Genomic DNA, 17,733 nt, shown 5'->3' with positions numbered 1-17,733 from the left:
GTCAGCGCCTCCTGAGCCACGTCCTCCGGCGCGACGGCTCCGGCACCGCCCCGAGCACCGCGCCGTAGGCCGCGATGCCGGCCTCCTCCCCGTCGGAGACGCGCGAGAGGACACGCAGCACGGGCCACACCACCGTGCCGTCCGGCAACCTCAGGGCCACCGTCAGCTCCCCCTCCGGATCGGTGTCGTCCGTCTCCCACTCACCGCCGACCGACGTCCGGAGCACCTCGCCCACGTATGAGCCCAGGCAGAACATCCTCCAGCCGAACTGCTCGGCGAGCAGGCCGTCCGCACGGGCCTGCCCGCCGGCGGTGTGCTCCCGGAGGAACCGGTCGACCTCGGCCAGGCTCGCGGCCGACCCGTCGGCCCGGTAGCCGCTGGAGCGCATCGCCGACCCCACCCAGCGAGCTCCCTCGTCGATGTCCTCCCGCAGTGTCCCCATGTCGCCATCCTCACGTGACGACCCGAGCGGCGCATCCCGGGCACCTGCCCGAGACCCCGGTTCGTCCACGAGACCCCGGCTCCGAGGTCTTGTCTCGTGGAGATTTCGGGGTGACCCCGAAAATTGGTGCTCAGGCGGGGTGGGACTCCGTCGGGGTGTCGAGAACCTCGCCGAGCTCGTCGTCGAACTGGGTGCGGTAGAGCTCGGCGTACAGGCCGTCCGCGGCGACGAGCTCGGCGTGGGTGCCGCGCTCGACGATGCGGCCGTCGTCGACGAGGAGGATCTGGTCGGCGTGCCGGACGGTCGAGAGGCGGTGCGCGATGACGAGCGCCGAGCGGTCGCGCAGGGCCTCGTCGAGGGCCCTCTGGAGCGCCTGCTCGGACTCGCTGTCGAGGTGGGCCGTCGCCTCGTCGAGGACGATGAGGCCGGGCCCCTTGAGCAGCAGGCGGGCGATGGCCAGGCGCTGCTTCTCGCCGCCGGAGAGGCGGTGGCCGCGGTCGCCGACGACGGTGTCGAGGCCGGCCGGCAGGGAGTCGACGAGCGTCCACACCTGGGCGGCGCGCAGCGCGGCGACCATCTGCTCCTCGGTGGCGCCCGGCGCGGCGTACTCGAGGTTGGCGCGGATCGTGTCGTGGAAGAGGTGGGCGTCCTGCGTGACGACGCCGACCGCGTCGTGGAGCGACTCGCCGGACGCCTCGCGCAGGTCGACCCCGTTGATGCGCACCGAGCCGGCCGTCGGGTCGTAGAGGCGCGCCACGAGGGAGGTGATCGTCGTCTTGCCGGCACCGCTCGGCCCGACGAGCGCGACCAGGGTGCCGGGCTCGACGGTGAACGACACGTCGCGCAGGACCGGCCCGCTGCCCCGGCGGTCGCCGGTCGCGGTGCTCTCCAGCGACGCGAGGGAGACCTCGTCGGCGGACGGGTAGGAGAAGCCGACGCCCTCGACGTCGACCCGTACCGGACCCGCGGGCACCGGACGCGCGTCCGGGGCGTCCGCGACGAGCGGCTCGAGGTCGAGCACCTCGAAGACCCGCTCGAACGACACGAGCGCGGTCATGATGTCGACCCGCACGTTGGAGATGGCGGTGAGCGGCCCGTACAGGCGGGCGAGCAGGGCGGTGAGGGCGATGAGGGTGCCGACGGTCAGCGACCCGCCGACGGCCATGACCCCGCCGACGCCGTAGACCATCGCCGTCGCGAGCGAGGCGACGAGGGTGAGCGCGACGAAGAACACGGACCGGTTGACGGCGATCTTCACACCGATGTCGCGCACCCGGGCGGCGCGGACGGCGTACTCGTCGTCCTCGACGGCAGGACGGCCGAAGAGCTTGACGAGCAGCGCGCCCGCGACGTTGAAGCGCTCGGTCATCCGCGTCCCGAGGTCGGCGTTCTGGACCATCTGCTCGTGGGCGAGGCTCGCGAGGCGACGGCCCATGAAGCGCGCCGGCAGGAGGAAGAAGGGGACGAGCAGGAGCGCGGCGAGGGTCAGCTGCCACGAGAGGAGCGCCATCGCCCCGACGATGAGGACGAGCGTGATCGCGTTGCTCACGACGCTCGAGAGCACGGAGGTGAACGCCTGCTGGGCGCCGATGACGTCGTTGCCGAGGCGGGTGACGAGCGCGCCCGTCTGCGCCCGGGTGAAGAACGCGACCGGCTGGCGCAGGACGTGCGAGAAGACCTGGGTGCGCAGGTCGTAGATGAGGCCCTCGCCGATCCGCGCCGAGAACCAGCGTTCGACGAGCGTGAGCACCCCGCCGACGAGGGCGATGAGCGCGACGAACAGCGAGAGGCGCACGACGACGCCGGAGTCCTTGGGATAGATGCCGTCGTCGATGATCGCCTTGAGCAGCAGCGGCGTGGCGACGACGAGGGCGGACTCGACGACGACGAGCCCGAGGAACCACGCGATGGCCTTCTTGTACGGGCGCGCGTAGCCGAGGACCCGGCGCGTCGTGCCGGGCGCCAGGCGGCGCTCCTTGACGCTCGAGTCACGGGTCAGGCTGTGCAGCGCCTGCCACCCCATCATGCTCATCGGTCGCGGTCTCCTCGGTGTCGGTGCTCGCCAGTCAACCACCGCGCGCCGACACGTGTTCCCCCGGCGGTGGTCACCCTCTTGTGCGCGGGGCGCCGCGACCGGACGATGTGCCCACGCCGACCGTCCGCGACATCCACCGAGGAGCCCCGTGCCCGAGCCGCTGCGCCACAAGATCCTGCTCGACGAGGACGAGATGCCGACCCGCTGGTACAACGTGCTGGCCGACCTCCCGACGCCTCCCCCGCCGCCGCTCCACCCCGGCACCGGGCAGCCGGTCGGGCCCGAGGACCTCGCCGCGATCTTCCCGATGGACCTCATCGCGCAGGAGGTGACCACCGAGCGGTACGTCGACATCCCGCAGGAGGTCCAGGACGTCTACCGGCTGTGGCGGCCCTCGCCGCTGTTCCGGGCGCACCGCCTCGAGAAGGCACTCGGGACGCCGGCCCGCATCTACTACAAGTACGAGGGCGTCTCCCCCGCCGGCTCGCACAAGCCGAACACCGCCGTGCCGCAGGCCTACTACAACGCGAAGGCCGGCATCCGGAAGCTGACGACCGAGACCGGCGCCGGCCAGTGGGGCACCTCGCTCGCCTTCGCGTGCGCGCAGTTCGACCTCGAGTGCGAGGTGTGGCAGGTCCGCGCCTCGTACGACGCCAAGCCCTACCGCCGGATCATGATGGAGACCTTCGGCGGCACGGTGCACCCGAGCCCCTCCGACCTCACCGAGGCCGGTCGCACGATGCTCGCGAGCGACCCCGACTCCCCCGGCTCGCTCGGCCTCGCGATCAGCGAGGCGGTCGAGGTCGCCGCGCAGGACCCGACGGCCAACTACGCGCTCGGCTCGGTCCTCAACCACGTCCTGCTCCACCAGACCGTCATCGGCGAGGAGGCGCTGCTCCAGCTGGCCAAGGTCGGTGAGAGCGTCGACCTCATCGTCGGCTGCACCGGCGGCGGCTCGAACTTCGGCGGGCTCACGTTCCCGTTCCTCCGCGAGAAGCTGCAGGCCGGCGGAGCGGGGCCGGTCATCCGCGCGGTCGAGCCGGCGTCCTGTCCCTCGCTCACGCAGGGCACGTACGCCTACGACTTCGGCGACGTCGCCGGGCTGACGCCGCTGCTCAAGATGCACACGCTCGGGCACGACTTCATCCCCGACCCGATCCACGCCGGCGGTCTGCGCTACCACGGCATGAGCCCGCTGGTCAGCCATCTCTACGAGGAGGGGCTCATCGAGGCCGTCGCCAAGACCCAGAAGGACTGCTTCGCGGCCGGCGTGCTCTTCGCGCGGACCGAGGGCATCGTGCCGGCGCCCGAGCCGACGCACGCGGTCGCGGCGGCGGTGGACGAGGCCATCCGGTGCATCGAGACCGGCGAGGAGAAGGTCATCCTCACGGCCCTGTGCGGCCACGGGCACCTCGACCTGCCGGCGTACGACGCCTACCTGCGCGGCGACCTCGTCGACCACACGTGGGACGACACCGAGCTCCAGCAGTCGGTGGCGGCGGCTCTCACCCGGCTGCCGGCCATCCCCGGCTGACGGGCGCGGCCGGTCAGGCCAGCGTGACGAGGTCGCGGTAGTCGGCGTTGAAGAGGTCCTCGACGCCGTCGGGCAGCAGGAGGATGCGCTCCGGCTCGAGCGCGTCGACCGCGCCCTCGTCGTGCGTCACGAGGACGACGGCGCCCTCGTAGGTGCGCAGCGCGCCGAGGATCTCGTCGCGCGAGGCCGGGTCGAGGTTGTTCGTCGGCTCGTCGAGGAGGAGGACGTTCGCCGACGACACGACGAGCAGGGCGAGGGAGAGCCGGGTCTTCTCGCCGCCGGAGAGGACCCCGGCCGGCTTGTCGACGTCGTCCCCGCTGAAGAGGAAGCTGCCGAGCACCTTGCGGACCTCGGTCTCGCCGAGGTCGGGCGCCGCCGACTTCATGTTCTCGAGGACGGTCCGGCCGACGTCGAGGTTCTCGTGCTCCTGCGCGTAGTAGCCGAGCTTGAGGCCGTGGCCGGGCTCGACCTGCCCGGTATCGGGGGTGTCGACCCCGGCGAGCAGGCGCAGCAGCGTCGTCTTGCCCGCGCCGTTGAGGCCGAGGACGACGACCCGCGAGCCGCGGTCGATCGCGAGGTCGACGTCGGTGAAGACCTCGGCGGAGCCGTACGAGCGCGACAGGCCCGAGGCCCGCAGCGGGGTGCGGCCGCAGGGCGAGGGCTTCGGGAAGCGCAGCTTCGCCACCTTGTCCTGCGCCCGGTCGGCCTCGAGGCCCGAGAGCAGCCGCTCGGCGCGCCGGGCCATGTTCTGCGCGGCGACGGTCTTGGTCGCCTTGGCGCGCATCTTGTCGGCCTGCGCCATGAGGGCCGACGCCTTCTTCTCGGCGTTGGCCCGCTCGCGGCGGCGGCGGCGCTCGTCGGTCTCGCGCTGCTGGAGGTAGGCCTTCCAGCCGAGGTTGTACTGGTCGAGCTCGCTGCGGTTGGCGTCGAGGTGGAAGACCTTGTTGACGACGACGTCGAGCAGGTGCACGTCGTGGCTGATGACGACGAGCCCGCCCTTGTACCCCTTGAGGTGGTCGCGCAGCCAGGCGATGGAGTCGGCGTCGAGGTGGTTGGTCGGCTCGTCGAGGAGCAGCGTCTCGGCGCCGCTGAAGAGGATGCGGGTCAGCTCGACGCGTCGGCGCTGACCGCCGGAGAGCGTGCCGATGGTCTGCTCGAGCAGGCGCTCCTCGAGGCCGAGGGCCGCGGCGATCTGGGCCGCCTCCGACTCGGCGGCGTACCCGCCGGCGGCGGTGAACTCGGCGTCGAGCCGGCTGTAGCGGCGCATCGCCCGCTCCTGCTTCTCGCCGGTCTCGGTGGCCATCGCGTGCTCGGCCGCCCGCAGGTCGCGGACGATCGTGTCGAGCCCGCGCGCGGACAGGACGCGGTCGCGGGCGGTGATGCCGAGGTCGCCGGTGCGCGGGTCCTGCGGGAGGTAGCCGACCTCGCCGGAGCGGGTGATCGTGCCGGCGGCCGGCTGGGTGACCCCCGCGAGGGTCTTGGTCAGCGTCGTCTTGCCGGCGCCGTTGCGGCCGACGAGGCCGATCCGGTCGCCGGGGGCGACCCGGAAGGTGGCCCCGTCGAGGAGCAGGCGGGAGCCCGCGCGCAGCTCGACGGACGCAGCGGTGATCACGGTGAAGCCTTCCGGTGTGGTGGGTCCCGGGGCGTGCGTCGCGTGGCGGCACGGCCGCCCGGGCTCCCCCTAGTCTAGGTCGCGCCGGACGCTGCTCCGGAACGGCCCGACCACGGAGGCAGTGCGATGAGCTTCAACGACGACGTCACCCTCGACACCTCGCAGGTCCGCTCCGGTGGCGGCGGCGGGTCGGGTGGCCCGGGCGGGCTCGTCGTCGGCGGCGGGCTCGGCGGCATCGTCGTGCTCATCCTCGCGCTCGTCTTCGGCATCGACCCCTCGCAGCTCCCGACCGGCGGCAGCGGCCAGGCCGCGCCCGGGCAGGTGCAGGCCGGCGGCGAGGTCGACCCCGCGGCGTTCCAGGAGTGCAGGACCGGCGCCGACGCCAACCGCAGCGACACCTGCCGGGTCATCGGGACGGTCAACTCGGTGCAGGCGTTCTGGGCCGGCGAGCTCCCGCGCTACAAGCGCGAGTGGCAGGAGACGCCGACGGTGCTGTACTCGGGCGCGACGCAGTCGGCGTGCGGCACGGCGAGCAACCAGGTCGGGCCCTTCTACTGCCCGCTCGACAAGTCCGTGTACATCGACGCGAGCTTCTTCGAGATCCTCAGCACCCGGTTCGGCGCGGACGACGGCGCGCTCGCGCAGGAGTACGTGGTCGCCCACGAGTACGGGCACGCGCTGCAGGACCAGCTCGGGCTGCTCGGCAAGGCGCAGCAGGGCGGCACCGGGCCGGAGTCCAACGGCGTCCGCATCGAGCTCATGGCCGACTGCCTCGCCGGCGTCTGGACGCAGCACGCGTCGCAGGTGCCCGACGAGGACACCGGCACGCCGTTCCTGAAGCCCCTGACCGACGCCGACATCGAGTCGGCCCTCTCGGCGGCGTCGGCCGTCGGCGACGACCGCATCCAGGAGGCCGCGACCGGTCGGGTCTCGCCCGAGTCGTGGACGCACGGCTCGAGCGCCTCCCGGCAGAAGTGGTTCCTCCAGGGCTACCGCACCGGCGACCTCAACCAGTGCGACACCTTCGCGGTCGCCTCGGTCGAGGGCTGAGGCGTCAGCCCACCGCTCGGCGTACCAGGGCGGCGACCTGCTCCTCGCCCTCGGCGGTCAGGGTGGTCACGGCCCAGGCGACCGGCCAGAGCGTGCCGTCGTCGAGCGCGGCGACGTCCTGGAACTCCAGGCTCGAGTAGCGCTGCCCGAACTTGCCCGAGTTCTTGACGGCCAGCAGGACCTTGCCGTCCTTCGCGTACGCCGGCATGCCATACCAAGTTCTCGGAGCAAGATCCGGTGCGGCGGAGGTGATCACCTCGTGCAGGCGTGTGCACAGCTCGCGGTCGCCCGCGTCCATCTTCGCGATGGCGTCCAGGAGCGCCTGCCGCTCCTCCTCGGCCTTGGCCCCCTTCTTGGCCGCCCGCGCCTCGGCGGCCCGCGCCTTCATCGCCGCCTTCTCCTCGGCCGTGAACCCACCCGTCGTGCCTGCCATGTCCACCCCTCGGTGTCGTCGTGCCGTGCGTGCGCGGCCCATCCTGCTCCCGCCGAACCGCGCTCGTCGAGGTTCACCGCATGACAGCCCGCCGAGGAGCGCTCACGATGGGGGTCCCGACCCGAGGAGAACACCGTGCGCGTCATGGCCGTCACACCCAACCTGCGGGTCCCGGACCTCGAGGAGGCGACGGCCTTCTGGACCGGGGTCGTGGGGCTCGCCACGGAGGAGATGGGGCTCGACTGGGTGACCCGCTGCACGGACCCGGCCACCGGCGCCCACGTGCAGCTGGTCACCCGCGACGCCACCGCCCCCGAGGACTCGGCGCTCACCGTGAAGGTCGACGACGTCGACGCGGCCTGGGCCGAGGTCCTCGCCGCGGGGGTCGAGGTCGTGCACCCGCTCGTCACCGAGACCTGGGGCGTGCGGCGGTTCTTCGTGCGGGCTCCGGGTGGCGTCGTCGTCGACATCGCCCAGCACCACGCGTGAGCACGGCCGCCGGCGCGTGACAGGCTGGCCGGATGACCGACGTACGCACCTGGACCACCGTCGGCGCGGCGGACTTCGTCTCGCTCACCACCTTCCGCCGATCGGGTGCGCCCGTCGCGACGCCCGTGTGGGTGGCGCCCGACGCCGACGGGTCGCTCCTCGTGACGACGCCCTCGGGCAGCGGCAAGGTCAAGCGGCTGCGCCGCGACCCGCGCGTCGAGATGCGCCCGTGCTCGCGCCGCGGACGGGTCGAACCGGACGCGCCCGTCGCCACCGGGCGGGCCCAGCTGGTCGAGGACGATGCCGGTGTCGGCCACGCGCACGACGTTCTGCGGGCCGAGTACGGGTTCCAGTTCCGCCTCGTCATGGGCATCGAGCGGGTGATGCGCCGTGGTCACACCGACCGCGTCGTCCTGCGCATCACGCCGGGCGACACCACGCCCTGATCGCCGCGGCGCGGTCCACGGCGCCCTTGGTGGCGTCGAACTCGGGGTGATCACCCCCCTTCCGGCGCCATCGAGGGCGCCGGCAACCGTGCCGCTACTCCTCGATGGTGACGCGCACGGCGCGGGCGCGCTCGAGCGCGGTCTGGAGCACGACCAGCCGCGGGTCGGGGAGGTCGTAGAGCTCCCGCCGCGGCAGCCCGACGAGGCCGCGCAGCCGCGGGTCCTCGAGGACGGCTTCCGCGAGCGAGCGGTCACCGCCGACGACGAGCCCCGCCGCCCCCGACCCCCCGAGCAGCCGCACGGCGTGCGCGGTGACCGCCCCGACGAGCTCGTCCGCCTGGTTGGCCCGGCGCCGGGCGAAGCGCTGCTGGCTCCAGCCGCCGGCCGCCGTGCGCGACTGCACGTAGCGGCTGCCGACCTTGTGCTGGGTCAGCCTCTCCCCCACCGCGACCCCCACGGCGTAGCCGCCGCGGCGCACGAGGAGCAGCGCCAGCGGGTCGGCGTCGAGACGGTCGACGCCGACGACCCGCTGGGGGCCGTCGGCGCCGTTGCTCTCGTCGAAGCGCGCCCGCCAGCGGTCGTACCGCCCGGGCGCGACCTCGACGACGCGCGTGGTCACGCTCAGATGTTGAAGCCCAGGGCGCGCAGCTGCTCGCGACCGTCGTCGGTGATCTTGTCCGGGCCCCACGGGGGCATCCAGACCCAGTTGACGCGGTAGGACGCGACGAGGCCCTCGAGCGAGGCCGCCGTCTGGTCCTCGATGACGTCGGTGAGGGGGCAGGCCGCCGAGGTGAGGGTCATGTCGATGACGGCGTGGTTCTGGCCGTCGACGGTGATCCCGTAGACGAGGCCGAGGTCGACGACGTTGATCCCGAGCTCGGGGTCGACGACGTCGCGCAGGGCCTCCTCGACGTCCGCCACGTTGGCGGGGGTTGCGGTGTCGGTCACTGCTGGGCTCCTTCGGCCTTGTACAGGGCATCGGTGAACGCGGCCCACGAGAGGAGGGCGCACTTGACGCGGGCGGGGTACTTGGCGACCCCGGACAGGGCGACGCCGTCGCCGATGACGTCCTCGTCGCCGGGGTCCTCACCCTTGCTCGTGAGCATCGCCCGCATCGCCTCGTAGGTGTCGCGGGCGTGGGCGACGGTGCCGCCGGTCAGCTCCTCGGCGAGGATCGACGCGGAGGCCACGCTGATCGAGCAGCCCATCGAGTCGTACGAGACGTCCTCGACGACCGCGTCGGGCCCCTCGCCGACGAGATGCACCCGGAGGGTCACCTCGTCGCCGCACGTGGGGTTGACCTGGTGGCTCTCGCCCTCGAACGGCTCGCGCAGACCGTGGTTCACGGGCTTCTTCGAGTGGTCGAGGATGAGCTCCTGGTAGAGGTCCATCAGGCGGGCACCTCCGTCCCGAAGATCGCCGGCACGCGGTCGAGCGCCTCGAGGAGCGCGTCGACCTCGCCGGGGGTGGTGTAGGCGGCGAAGCTCGCCCGGGTGCTGGCCGGCACGCGGAGCGTCCGGTGCAGCGGCCACGCGCAGTGGTGGCCGACGCGCACCTCGACGCCGCGGTCGTCGAGCACCTGGCCGACGTCGTGCGGGTGCACGCCGTCGACGGCGAACGCGACGGCGCCGCCGCGCTCGCGCAGGTCGGCCGGCCCGAGGACGGTGACCCACGGACGCTCGGCCAGCCCGCGCAGCAGGCGCTCGGTGAGCATCTGCTCGTGGGCGTGGACGCGGTCCATCCCGAGGGCCGTGAGGTAGTCGCACGCGGCGGCGAGCCCGACGGCCTGGGCCGCGACCGGCACGCCGGCCTCGAACTTCTGCGGCACCGGCGCGTAGGTGGCCGACTCCATCGTCACGGTCTCGATCATCGAGCCGCCGGTGAGGAACACCGGCATCTCGTCGAGGAGCTCCGGGCGGCCCCAGAGGACGCCGACGCCGAGCGGGCCGAACATCTTGTGACCCGAGTACGCGAGCAGGTCGACGCCGAGGTCGGTGACGTCGAGCGGCAGGTGCGGCACCGACTGGCAGGCGTCGAGGACCGCGAGGGCCCCGACGGCGTGCGCGCGCTCGGCGAGCTCGCGCACCGGGTTGACCGTGCCGAGGACGTTCGAGACGTGCGTGAACGCGAAGACCTTGGTCCGCTCGGTGAGGAGGGAGTCGAGGTCGGTGAGGTCGAGCCGGCCGTCCGGGGTGACCGGCACCCAGCGCAGGGTCGCGCCGGTGCGGCGGCACGCCTCCTGCCACGGGATGAGGTTGGCGTGGTGCTCCATCTCGGTGACGAGCACCTCGTCGCCCGGACGCAGCGCGAACCGGTCGCCGTGGCCGCCCCCGCCGCCGTGCGCCCCGTTCGTGAAGGCGTAGGCGACGAGGTTGAGCGCCTCGGTGGCGTTGCGGGTGAAGACGACCTCGGAGGCCTGTGCGCCGATGAAGCGGGCGATGGTCTCGCGGGCCGACTCGTAGGCGTCCGTGCCCTCCTCGGAGAGCTGGTGCGCCCCGCGGTGCACGGCGGCGTTCGTGTGCTCGTAGAAGTGCCGCTCCGCGTCGAGGACGGCGGTCGGCTTGTGCGAGGTGGCCCCGGAGTCGAGGTAGACCAGCGGGTGCCCCCCGCGCACGGTGCGCGACAGGATCGGGAAGTCGGCCCGCAGCCGGGCCAGCTCCTCGCCGGTGAAGGGGGCGGCGGCCATGTCAGGCCTCGGTGGTCGCCGGGAGGAAGCGGTCGTAGCCCTCGGCCTCGAGGCGTTCGGCGAGCTCCGGGCCGCCCTGCTCGGCGATCCGGCCGTCGACGAAGACGTGGACGAAGTCGGGCTGGATGTAGCGCAGGATGCGCGTGTAGTGCGTGATGAGGAGGACGCCGGAGCCGGTCGACTCCTTAGCGCGGTTGACGCCCTCGGAGACGATGCGCAGCGCGTCGACGTCGAGGCCGGAGTCGGTCTCGTCGAGGACGGCGAACTTCGGCCGCAGCAGCTCCATCTGGAGGATCTCGTGGCGCTTCTTCTCGCCGCCCGAGAAGCCCTCGTTGACGTTGCGCTCGGCGAACGCCGGGTCCATGCGCAGGTTGCCCATGGCGTCCTTGACGTCCTTGACCCAGGTGCGCAGCTTCGGGGCCTCGCCGGAGACGGCGGTCTTGGCGGTCCGCAGGAAGTTCGAGACGGTGACGCCGGGGACCTCGACGGGGTACTGCATCGCGAGGAAGACGCCGGCGCGGGCGCGCTCGTCGACGCTCATCGCGAGGACGTCCTCGCCGTCGAGCGTGACGGTGCCCGAGGTGACGGTGTACTTCGGGTGACCGGCGATCGAGTAGGCGAGCGTCGACTTGCCCGAGCCGTTGGGGCCCATGATGGCGTGGGTCTGGCCGGACTCGATGGTCAGGGTGACACCGCGGAGGATCTCCTTGGTGCCCTGCTCGGTCTCGACGGTGACGTGCAGGTCCTTGATCTCAAGGGTGGACATACGTGGGGTCAGAGCTCCTCGGACAGGGCGACGAAGACGTCGTCACCCTCGGTGCGGACGGTGTGGACGGCGATGGGGGCGATGGCGGGCGGGCCGGTCGGCTCGCCGGTGCGCAGGTCGAAGCGCGAGCCGTGGAGCCAGCACTCGAGCGTGCAGCCGTCGAGCTCGCCCTCGGAGAGCGAGACGTTGGCGTGGCTGCACGTGTCGTCGACGCAGTGGACGGCGCCGTCCTCGGTGCGGACGATCGAGACGCGGCGCCCCTCGATCTCGGCGAGGGCGGCCCCGACGGCCGGCAGCTCGTCGAGCCGGCAGACGTAGGTGAAGCCCTCCTCGGTCAGCTGCTCGCTCACGCGGCGCCCCCGGCGAGCTCGCGCTCGATGGCGTCCATGAGGCGCTCCTGCACCTCGGGGACGCCGATGCGGCCGACGACGCTCGCGAAGAACCCGCGGACGACGAGGCGACGGGCCTCGTCCTCCGGGATGCCGCGCGCCATGAGGTAGAAGAGCTGCTCGTCGTCGAACCGGCCGGTGGCCGAGGCGTGCCCGGCCCCCTCGATCTCGCCGGTCTCGATCTCGAGGTTGGGCACCGAGTCGGCGCGAGCGCCGTCGGTGAGCAGCAGGTTGCGGTTGAGCTCGTAGGTGTCGGTGCCCTCGGCCGCGGCGCGGATGAGGACGTCGCCGACCCAGACGGTCCGGGCGGTCTCGCCCTGGAGCGCGCCCTTGTACTCGACGTTGCTGCGGCAGTGCGGCGCCTCGTGGTCGACGAAGAGCCGGTGCTCGAGGTGCTGGCCCGCGTCGGCGAAGTAGACGCCGAGCCCCTCGAACGAGCCGCCGGGGCCGGCGTACGTGGCGTTCGTGTTCAGCCGGACGACCCCGCCGCCGAGCGTCACGGCGATGTGCCGGACGCGGGCGTCGCGGCCGACGACGACGTCGTGCTGGCCGAGGTGGTGCGAGGCGTCGTCCCACTCCTGGACCGAGACGAGCGTGACGTCCGAGCCGTCGCCGGCGAGGACGGTGAGCACCTCGGAGTAGTCCGCGGTGCCGTCGTGCTCGAGGAGGACCGTGGCCTTCGCGAAGCGGCCGACGCGCACGGTGACGTGCCCGTGGACGAGGCCCTGCTCGCCGCCGGTCAGGCGCAGCCGCACCGGCTCGGCGAGCTCGGCCTCGGCCGGGACGTCGACGAGCGCCACGCCACCGCTGTGCGCGGCGGCGACGGCGGCCGCCCGGTCCTGCGGCGCGGGAACACCGAGCGCCTGCCAGTCGGAGACGGGGAGGGTCGAGACGGTGACGCCCTCGGGGAGGCTCTCCTCCCAGGTCAGGCACTCGCCGGTGGCCTCGTCGCGGAAGAAGGTGCCGAGCCGGTCGACCGGCGTGAAGCGCCACTCCTCCTCGCGCCCGTGCGGGACCGGGAACGCGTCGACGTCGAAGGACGCCGTGCGCTCGGCGCGCGACTGGTCCGGGACCATCGTCGCGGCGCTGTGGGTGTGGGCGCCCTCGGTGGGGCGCTGGGGGGTCAGCAACGGCATCAGCCGACTGCTCCTTCCATCTGCAGCTCGATGAGGCGGTTCAGCTCGAGGGCGTACTCCATGGGCAGCTCCTTGGCGATCGGCTCGACGAAGCCGCGCACGATCATCGCCATCGCCTCCTCCTCGGACATGCCACGCGACATGAGGTAGAAGAGCTGGTCCTCGGAGACCTTGGAGACCGTGGCCTCGTGGCCCATCTGGACGTCGTCCTCGCGGATGTCGACGTAGGGGTAGGTGTCGGAGCGGCTGATCGTGTCGACGAGCAGCGCGTCGCAGACGACCGAGCTCTTCGAGCCGGTCGCGCCCTCCATCACCTGGACCAGGCCCCGGTAGGAGGTGCGGCCACCGCCGCGGGCGACGGACTTGGAGACGATCGAGCTGCTCGTGTTCGGGGCGGCGTGGACCATCTTCGAGCCGGCGTCCTGGTGCTGGCCCTCGCCGGCGAAAGCGATGGACAGCGTCTCGCCCCGGGCGTGCTCACCGAGGAGGAAGACCGCCGGGTACTTCATCGTCACCTTGGAGCCGATGTTGCCGTCGATCCACTCCATCGTCGCGCCCTCGGCGCACGTGGCGCGCTTGGTGACGAGGTTGTAGACGTTGTTCGACCAGTTCTGGATCGTCGTGTAGCGCACGCGGGCGTTCTTCTTGACGACGATCTCGACGACCGCGGAGTGCAGCGAGTCCGACTTGTAGATCGGCGCGGTGCAGCCCTCGACGTAGTGCACGTACGAGCCCTCGTCGGCGATGATCAGCGTCCGCTCGAACTGGCCCATGTTCTCGGTGTTGATGCGGAAGTAGGCCTGGAGCGGGATGTCGACGTGGACGCCCGGCGGGACGTAGATGAACGAGCCGCCCGACCACACGGCGGTGTTGAGCGCGGCGAACTTGTTGTCGCCGGCCGGGATGACCGAGGCGAAGTACTCGCGGAAGAGGTCCTCGTGCTCGCGCAGGCCGGTGTCGGTGTCGACGAAGATGACGCCCTTCTCCTCCAGGTCCTCGCGGATCTGGTGGTAGACGACCTCCGACTCGTACTGCGCGGCGACGCCGGCGACGAGGCGCTGCTTCTCGGCCTCGGGGATGCCGAGCTTGTCGTAGGTGTTCTTGATGTCCTCGGGCAGGTCCTCCCAGGAGGTCGCCTGCTTCTCGGTGGACTTCACGAAGTACTTGATGTTCTGGAAGTCGATACCGGTGAGGTCGCTGCCCCAGCTCGGCATCGGCTTCTTGTCGAACAGCCGCAGCGACTTCATCCGCAGGTCCTTCATCCACTGCGGCTCGCTCTTGCGGTCGGAGATGTCGGCGACGACCTCCTCCGACAGGCCGCGGCGCGCGGTGGAGCCCGCGGTGTCGCTGTCGGCCCACCCGTACTCGTAGGTGCCGAGGTCCTTCAGACCCGGGTTGAGCTCTTCGATGTGGCTCGTCATCGCGATGGCCTCTCGGTAGGGGTCGGGACGAACGTGGTGCAGACGTGGTCGCCGTGGGCGAGGGTCGCCAGGCGCTGGACGTGGACGCCGAGGAGACGGGAGAACGCCTCGGTCTCGGCCTCGCACAGCTCGGGGAACTCGCTCGCGACGTGCTGGACCGGGCAGTGACCCTGGCACAGCTGCACACCGGTCAAGGCCGCCGGGCCGCCGGGTGTTCCCACCGGGCGGGCGGAGGCCGAGTAGCCCTCGGTGCTCAGGGCGTCGACGAGGGCGTCGGCGCGCGAGCGCACGTCCTGCCCCGCGTCGTCGAGGCGCCCGGCGAGCCGGGCCTCGAGGTGGGCGACGCGCTCCTCGGCGAAGGCCTGGACCGCGTGCTCGCCGCCGGTGCGGCGCAGGAAGCGCAGCGCCTCCCCGGCGAGGTCGTCGTAGTCGGACGCCAGAGCGCGGTGGCCGGCGTCGGTGAGGAGCCACTCCTTGGCGGGGCGGCCGCGCCGGCGCGGGCCGGCGGCGTCGCGGGCGTGGACGAGGCCCTCGGCGAAGAGGTTGTCGACGTGGCGCCGCACGGCGGTCTCGGTGAGGCCGAGCCGCTCGACGAGGGCGGTGATGCTCACCGGGCCCTCCTGGCTCACGACACGCAGCACCCGGTCGCGCGTGCGCGACTCGTCGACGGAGGCTGCGGGATTAACCACACACCCATGTTAGGTAATTGCTCCGACGACGTCCAAGGAAGGGTCGCCTAACCCTCCACGAGGGGGCAGGCGCGGTCAGGCGGAGGCGGCGCCCGGCTCGTCGCAGGCGTCGTCGGGGTCCGGGCCGTCGAGCTCGTCGTCGCCCTCGATCGGGAGGAAGACCGACTGCATCCGGCGGCGCGGCGGGGCGACCGACTCGGACCCGAGCAGCCGCTCGCGCAGCGGCGCGGTGAGCACGCCGAGCGGGGCGGTGAGGACGTACCCGTAGGCGACGACGATCCCGGTGAGGCCCGGGGCCACGACGAGCCCGATGACGATGGCGGCCGCGACGAGACCCGTCGTCAGCCGGGCGCCCGGCGTCGTGGGCTGGAGCAGGTTGCGGAAGGACCGGAAGCGGATCGTCATCACCATGAGGAAGGCGGGGACGACGCTGACGAGCAGCGGGAACCACGCCTGCCACGGTCCGGTGCCCGGGCCGAAGAACGGGGAGTCGAGGGCGAAGATCGTCGCGATGACGACGCTCGCGGCGCCCGGGGACGGCAGCCCGACGAAGTAGCGCTTGTCGGCGGCGGGGTCGATCGTCACGTTGAACCGGGCGAGGCGGAACGCCGCGCACGAGAGCCAGAGGAAGGCGACGAGCCACGCGAGCACCGGCCAGTCGCGCAGGGCCCAGGTGTGGACGAGGACGGCCGGCGCCACCCCGAAGGAGATGAGGTCGGCCAGGGAGTCGAGCTGGAGGCCGAACGGCGAGGTCGCCCCGACCAGGCGCGCGACGAAGCCGTCGGCGATGTCCATGACGATCGAGAAGGCGATGAGGACCGCCGCCAGGGTGAAGTGCCCCCGGAACGCGAGCAGCACCGACGAGAAGCCGCTCACCATGTTGAGCGTCGTGAAGGTGCTCGGGGCGAGGAGCCGGGCGCGCTCGCGCTTGGGCAGCTGGCGCAGCGACACGACCCGGGCGCCGGTCGGCGAGACGAGGCGCCAGCGGTCGAGGATCCGCCGGCGGCCCGTGCTCGTGTCGGACCCATCGCTGCTCATCGCTCCCCCTCGTGGCCGGTGCCCGCGTCCGGGCCTGTCGTCTCGGTGGGCGACGTGGCGGGCCCGGCCTCCCGGTCGATGCGTGGCATGGCCCCCACCCTAGGATGCCGGGCATGGCGGCCGCTGTCCTCGTGCGTGAGCTGCGGCGCGTGTTCCGCACGACGACCGCGGTCGACGGGGCCTCCTGGACGGCCGCCGCGGGGCGCGTCACCGCGCTCCTCGGCCCCAACGGCGCCGGCAAGACGACGACCGTCGAGTGCCTCGAGGGCCTGCAGCGCCCGGATGCCGGCGAGGTCCGCGTCCTCGGCACCGACCCCTGGCACGCCGACGCCGCCCACCGCGCCGCCGTCGGCGTCATGCTCCAGGACGGAGGCCTCCCGACGACCGTCCGCCCCCTGCCGCTCCTGCACCACCTCGCCGCCCTGCACCGCGAGCCGCGCCCCGTCGCCGAGCTCGCCGAGCGGCTCGGCATCCACGAGTTCGCCCGCACGACGGTCCGCCGGATGTCCGGTGGCCAGCGGCAGCGCGTGGCGCTGGCCGCCGCGCTCGTCGGACGGCCCGAGGTCCTCTTCCTCGACGAGCCGACCGCCGGGCTCGACCCGCACGCCCGCCTCGACGTCTGGGACCTCGTGCGCGCGGAGGCCGAGCGAGGTGTCTCCGTCGTCGTGACGACCCACTCCTTCGAGGAGGCCGAGCGGCTCGCCGACGACGTCGTCGTCATGGCCGGCGGACGGGTCGTCGCCGACGGGCCGCTCCCCGAGGTGCGCGGCGACCGGTCGCTCGAGGACGTCTACTTCTCCCTCACCCGCCGGGAGGCGTCGTGAGCGCGCCCACCGCGCCGCGCGGCCGGGTGCTCGCGCAGGCCCGCTTCGAGAGCCGGGTGCTGCTGGCCAACGGCGAGCAGCTGCTGGTGTCCGTCGTGCTCCCCGCCCTCGCGCTCGCGGGGCTCGCGCTGGCGTCCGTCCCGGACCTCGGCCCCGGCCGCCGGGTCGACCTCGCCGCCGCCGGGGCGCTGGCCCTCGCCGTCGTCTCCACCGCGTTCACGGGGCAGGCCATCTCGACCGGTTTCGACCGTCGCTCCGGCGTGCTGCGGATGCTCGGCACGACACCGCTCGGGCGCGGTGGGCTGCTCGCCGGCAAGGCGCTGGCTGTCCTCACGGTGCTCGCCGTGCAGGTCGTGGTGCTCGGCGCGTTGGGCCTCGCGCTCGGCTGGCGTCCCCCGACGGGCGGTCTGCTCCCCGGCCTCGTCACGCTGCTCCTGGGGACGGCGACCTTCGTCGGTCTCGCCCTGCTCCTCGCGGGCACGGTCCGGGCCGAGGCCGTGCTCGCGATCGCCAACCTCGCGTGGGTCGTCCTCCTCGGTCTCGGCGTGCTCGTGCCGACCGACCGGCTGCCGGGCGCGCTCGCGGGCGTCGCCGCGGCCCTGCCCTCCGGCGCCCTCGGGGACGCGACCCGCGTGGCCCTCGTCGCCGGCGGCTGGCCGTGGGGGCAGTGGGCCGTCCTCCTCGCGTGGGGCGCGGCGGCCGGCGCCGCCGCCGTGCGCTGGTTCCGCTGGTCCGGCTGAACG

Annotated in this window: 20 protein-coding genes; 6 read left to right on the top strand and 14 right to left on the bottom strand. The window is 72.9% G+C overall.

The window, feature by feature from the left end:
• Window position 1: 1 nt before the first annotated feature.
• Both KMZ30_RS17145 and KMZ30_RS17140 read right to left on the bottom strand, forming a co-directional pair.
• Window positions 2–442 carry a hypothetical protein gene (locus KMZ30_RS17145; protein WP_215511757.1) on the bottom strand — a complete coding sequence of 147 codons (441 nt, stop codon included), beginning with the start codon at window positions 440–442 and terminating at the stop codon, window positions 2–4.
• Window positions 443–572: 130 nt separating this feature from the next.
• Window positions 573–2,474 (bottom strand): ABC transporter ATP-binding protein, encoded by a 1,902-nt coding sequence (locus KMZ30_RS17140; protein ID WP_215511758.1) that lies wholly within the window; start codon window positions 2,472–2,474, stop codon window positions 573–575.
• A gap of 151 nt (window positions 2,475–2,625) precedes the next feature.
• On the opposite strand from KMZ30_RS17140, the gene KMZ30_RS17135 reads away from it, so the two are divergent.
• Window positions 2,626–4,011 carry a TrpB-like pyridoxal phosphate-dependent enzyme gene (locus tag KMZ30_RS17135; RefSeq protein ID WP_308279601.1) on the top strand — a complete coding sequence of 462 codons (1,386 nt, stop codon included), beginning with the start codon at window positions 2,626–2,628 and terminating at the stop codon, window positions 4,009–4,011.
• A gap of 13 nt (window positions 4,012–4,024) precedes the next feature.
• Here the strand turns inward: KMZ30_RS17135 and KMZ30_RS17130 are convergent, their stop codons facing one another.
• Window positions 4,025–5,623: an ABC-F family ATP-binding cassette domain-containing protein gene (locus KMZ30_RS17130; RefSeq protein WP_215511760.1), complete on the bottom strand. Its 1,599-nt coding sequence runs from the start codon at window positions 5,621–5,623 to the stop codon at window positions 4,025–4,027.
• Window positions 5,624–5,749: 126 nt separating this feature from the next.
• Here KMZ30_RS17130 and ypfJ point away from each other — a divergent pair, with 126 nt between their 5' ends.
• Window positions 5,750–6,673, top strand: coding sequence for a KPN_02809 family neutral zinc metallopeptidase (ypfJ, locus tag KMZ30_RS17125; protein ID WP_215511761.1), 924 nt, complete (start codon window positions 5,750–5,752; stop codon window positions 6,671–6,673).
• 4 nt (window positions 6,674–6,677) lie between these two features.
• Here the strand turns inward: ypfJ and KMZ30_RS17120 are convergent, their stop codons facing one another.
• Window positions 6,678–7,106 carry an iron chaperone gene (locus KMZ30_RS17120; protein WP_215511762.1) on the bottom strand — a complete coding sequence of 143 codons (429 nt, stop codon included), beginning with the start codon at window positions 7,104–7,106 and terminating at the stop codon, window positions 6,678–6,680.
• 144 nt (window positions 7,107–7,250) lie between these two features.
• Between KMZ30_RS17120 and KMZ30_RS17115 the strand changes: the two genes are divergently transcribed.
• Together KMZ30_RS17115 and KMZ30_RS17110 are read left to right on the top strand one after the other, a co-directional pair.
• Window positions 7,251–7,595: a VOC family protein gene (locus tag KMZ30_RS17115; RefSeq protein WP_215511763.1), complete on the top strand. Its 345-nt coding sequence runs from the start codon at window positions 7,251–7,253 to the stop codon at window positions 7,593–7,595.
• Between the two features lie 32 nt (window positions 7,596–7,627).
• On the top strand, window positions 7,628–8,041 hold the full coding sequence (locus KMZ30_RS17110) for a PPOX class F420-dependent oxidoreductase (RefSeq protein WP_215511764.1): 414 nt from the start codon (window positions 7,628–7,630) through the stop codon (window positions 8,039–8,041).
• Window positions 8,042–8,135: 94 nt separating this feature from the next.
• On the opposite strand, the gene KMZ30_RS17105 is transcribed toward KMZ30_RS17110, so the two are convergent.
• The 10 genes from KMZ30_RS17105 to pssA form a co-directional block, all read right to left on the bottom strand.
• Entirely contained in the window at window positions 8,136–8,660 is a 525-nt protein-coding gene (locus tag KMZ30_RS17105) for an acVLRF1 family peptidyl-tRNA hydrolase (RefSeq protein WP_215511765.1), read from the bottom strand.
• Window positions 8,661–8,662: 2 nt separating this feature from the next.
• Window positions 8,663–8,989 (bottom strand): metal-sulfur cluster assembly factor, encoded by a 327-nt coding sequence (locus tag KMZ30_RS17100; RefSeq protein WP_030528416.1) that lies wholly within the window; start codon window positions 8,987–8,989, stop codon window positions 8,663–8,665.
• Window positions 8,986–9,432, bottom strand: a complete 447-nt coding sequence (gene sufU, locus KMZ30_RS17095; RefSeq protein ID WP_207021826.1) for a Fe-S cluster assembly sulfur transfer protein SufU — start codon at window positions 9,430–9,432, stop codon at window positions 8,986–8,988. The genes KMZ30_RS17100 and sufU overlap by 4 nt, the downstream gene beginning before the upstream one ends.
• Window positions 9,432–10,727, bottom strand: a complete 1,296-nt coding sequence (locus KMZ30_RS17090) for a SufS family cysteine desulfurase (RefSeq protein ID WP_215511766.1) — start codon at window positions 10,725–10,727, stop codon at window positions 9,432–9,434. The genes sufU and KMZ30_RS17090 overlap by 1 nt, the downstream gene beginning before the upstream one ends.
• A gap of 1 nt (window position 10,728) precedes the next feature.
• Window positions 10,729–11,493 carry a Fe-S cluster assembly ATPase SufC gene (gene sufC / locus KMZ30_RS17085; protein ID WP_215511767.1) on the bottom strand — a complete coding sequence of 255 codons (765 nt, stop codon included), beginning with the start codon at window positions 11,491–11,493 and terminating at the stop codon, window positions 10,729–10,731.
• Between the two features lie 8 nt (window positions 11,494–11,501).
• On the bottom strand, window positions 11,502–11,843 hold the full coding sequence (locus KMZ30_RS17080) for a non-heme iron oxygenase ferredoxin subunit (protein ID WP_242525649.1): 342 nt from the start codon (window positions 11,841–11,843) through the stop codon (window positions 11,502–11,504).
• The gene (gene sufD, locus KMZ30_RS17075; protein WP_215511768.1) at window positions 11,840–13,018 is read right to left on the bottom strand and encodes a Fe-S cluster assembly protein SufD; all 1,179 of its coding nucleotides are present in this window, start codon (window positions 13,016–13,018) and stop codon (window positions 11,840–11,842) included. The genes KMZ30_RS17080 and sufD overlap by 4 nt, the downstream gene beginning before the upstream one ends.
• Window positions 13,018–14,439: a Fe-S cluster assembly protein SufB gene (gene sufB / locus KMZ30_RS17070; protein ID WP_215511769.1), complete on the bottom strand. Its 1,422-nt coding sequence runs from the start codon at window positions 14,437–14,439 to the stop codon at window positions 13,018–13,020. The genes sufD and sufB overlap by 1 nt, the downstream gene beginning before the upstream one ends.
• Window positions 14,436–15,128 carry a helix-turn-helix transcriptional regulator gene (locus tag KMZ30_RS17065; protein ID WP_215511770.1) on the bottom strand — a complete coding sequence of 231 codons (693 nt, stop codon included), beginning with the start codon at window positions 15,126–15,128 and terminating at the stop codon, window positions 14,436–14,438. The genes sufB and KMZ30_RS17065 overlap by 4 nt, the downstream gene beginning before the upstream one ends.
• Before the next feature lie 75 nt (window positions 15,129–15,203).
• Complete coding sequence (gene pssA, locus KMZ30_RS17060) at window positions 15,204–16,166, bottom strand: CDP-diacylglycerol--serine O-phosphatidyltransferase (protein WP_215511771.1); 963 nt, start codon at window positions 16,164–16,166, stop codon at window positions 15,204–15,206.
• A 113-nt stretch (window positions 16,167–16,279) separates the two neighbouring features.
• On the opposite strand from pssA, the gene KMZ30_RS17055 reads away from it, so the two are divergent.
• Together KMZ30_RS17055 and KMZ30_RS17050 are read left to right on the top strand one after the other, a co-directional pair.
• Window positions 16,280–16,990 (top strand): ABC transporter ATP-binding protein, encoded by a 711-nt coding sequence (locus tag KMZ30_RS17055; protein WP_215511772.1) that lies wholly within the window; start codon window positions 16,280–16,282, stop codon window positions 16,988–16,990.
• On the top strand, window positions 16,987–17,730 hold the full coding sequence (locus KMZ30_RS17050) for an ABC transporter permease (RefSeq protein WP_215511773.1): 744 nt from the start codon (window positions 16,987–16,989) through the stop codon (window positions 17,728–17,730). The genes KMZ30_RS17055 and KMZ30_RS17050 overlap by 4 nt, the downstream gene beginning before the upstream one ends.
• Window positions 17,731–17,733: the final 3 nt, after the last annotated feature.

The sequence above is a fragment of the Phycicoccus mangrovi genome (genome assembly GCF_018729305.1).
GTDB lineage: Bacteria > Actinomycetota > Actinomycetes > Actinomycetales > Dermatophilaceae > Phycicoccus > Phycicoccus jejuensis.
Note: the sequence above shows the minus strand (reverse complement) of the source record. Positions and strands in the feature narration are given on the sequence as shown.

What these genes read in the sequence shown, in the direction of transcription:
- KMZ30_RS17145 (WP_215511757.1), bottom strand. Translation starts at nt 442, where the DNA reads ATGGGGACACTGCGGGAGGACATCGACGAGGGAGCTCGCTGGGTGGGG.
- KMZ30_RS17140 (WP_215511758.1), bottom strand. Translation starts at nt 2,474, where the DNA reads ATGAGCATGATGGGGTGGCAGGCGCTGCACAGCCTGACCCGTGACTCG.
- ypfJ (WP_215511761.1), top strand. Translation starts at nt 5,750, where the DNA reads ATGAGCTTCAACGACGACGTCACCCTCGACACCTCGCAGGTCCGCTCC.
- KMZ30_RS17120 (WP_215511762.1), bottom strand. Translation starts at nt 7,106, where the DNA reads ATGGCAGGCACGACGGGTGGGTTCACGGCCGAGGAGAAGGCGGCGATG.
- KMZ30_RS17115 (WP_215511763.1), top strand. Translation starts at nt 7,251, where the DNA reads ATGGCCGTCACACCCAACCTGCGGGTCCCGGACCTCGAGGAGGCGACG.
- KMZ30_RS17110 (WP_215511764.1), top strand. Translation starts at nt 7,628, where the DNA reads ATGACCGACGTACGCACCTGGACCACCGTCGGCGCGGCGGACTTCGTC.
- sufU (WP_207021826.1), bottom strand. Translation starts at nt 9,432, where the DNA reads ATGGACCTCTACCAGGAGCTCATCCTCGACCACTCGAAGAAGCCCGTG.
- KMZ30_RS17090 (WP_215511766.1), bottom strand. Translation starts at nt 10,727, where the DNA reads ATGGCCGCCGCCCCCTTCACCGGCGAGGAGCTGGCCCGGCTGCGGGCC.
- sufC (WP_215511767.1), bottom strand. Translation starts at nt 11,493, where the DNA reads ATGTCCACCCTTGAGATCAAGGACCTGCACGTCACCGTCGAGACCGAG.
- sufD (WP_215511768.1), bottom strand. Translation starts at nt 13,018, where the DNA reads ATGCCGTTGCTGACCCCCCAGCGCCCCACCGAGGGCGCCCACACCCAC.
- sufB (WP_215511769.1), bottom strand. Translation starts at nt 14,439, where the DNA reads ATGACGAGCCACATCGAAGAGCTCAACCCGGGTCTGAAGGACCTCGGC.
- pssA (WP_215511771.1), bottom strand. Translation starts at nt 16,166, where the DNA reads ATGAGCAGCGATGGGTCCGACACGAGCACGGGCCGCCGGCGGATCCTC.
- KMZ30_RS17055 (WP_215511772.1), top strand. Translation starts at nt 16,280, where the DNA reads ATGGCGGCCGCTGTCCTCGTGCGTGAGCTGCGGCGCGTGTTCCGCACG.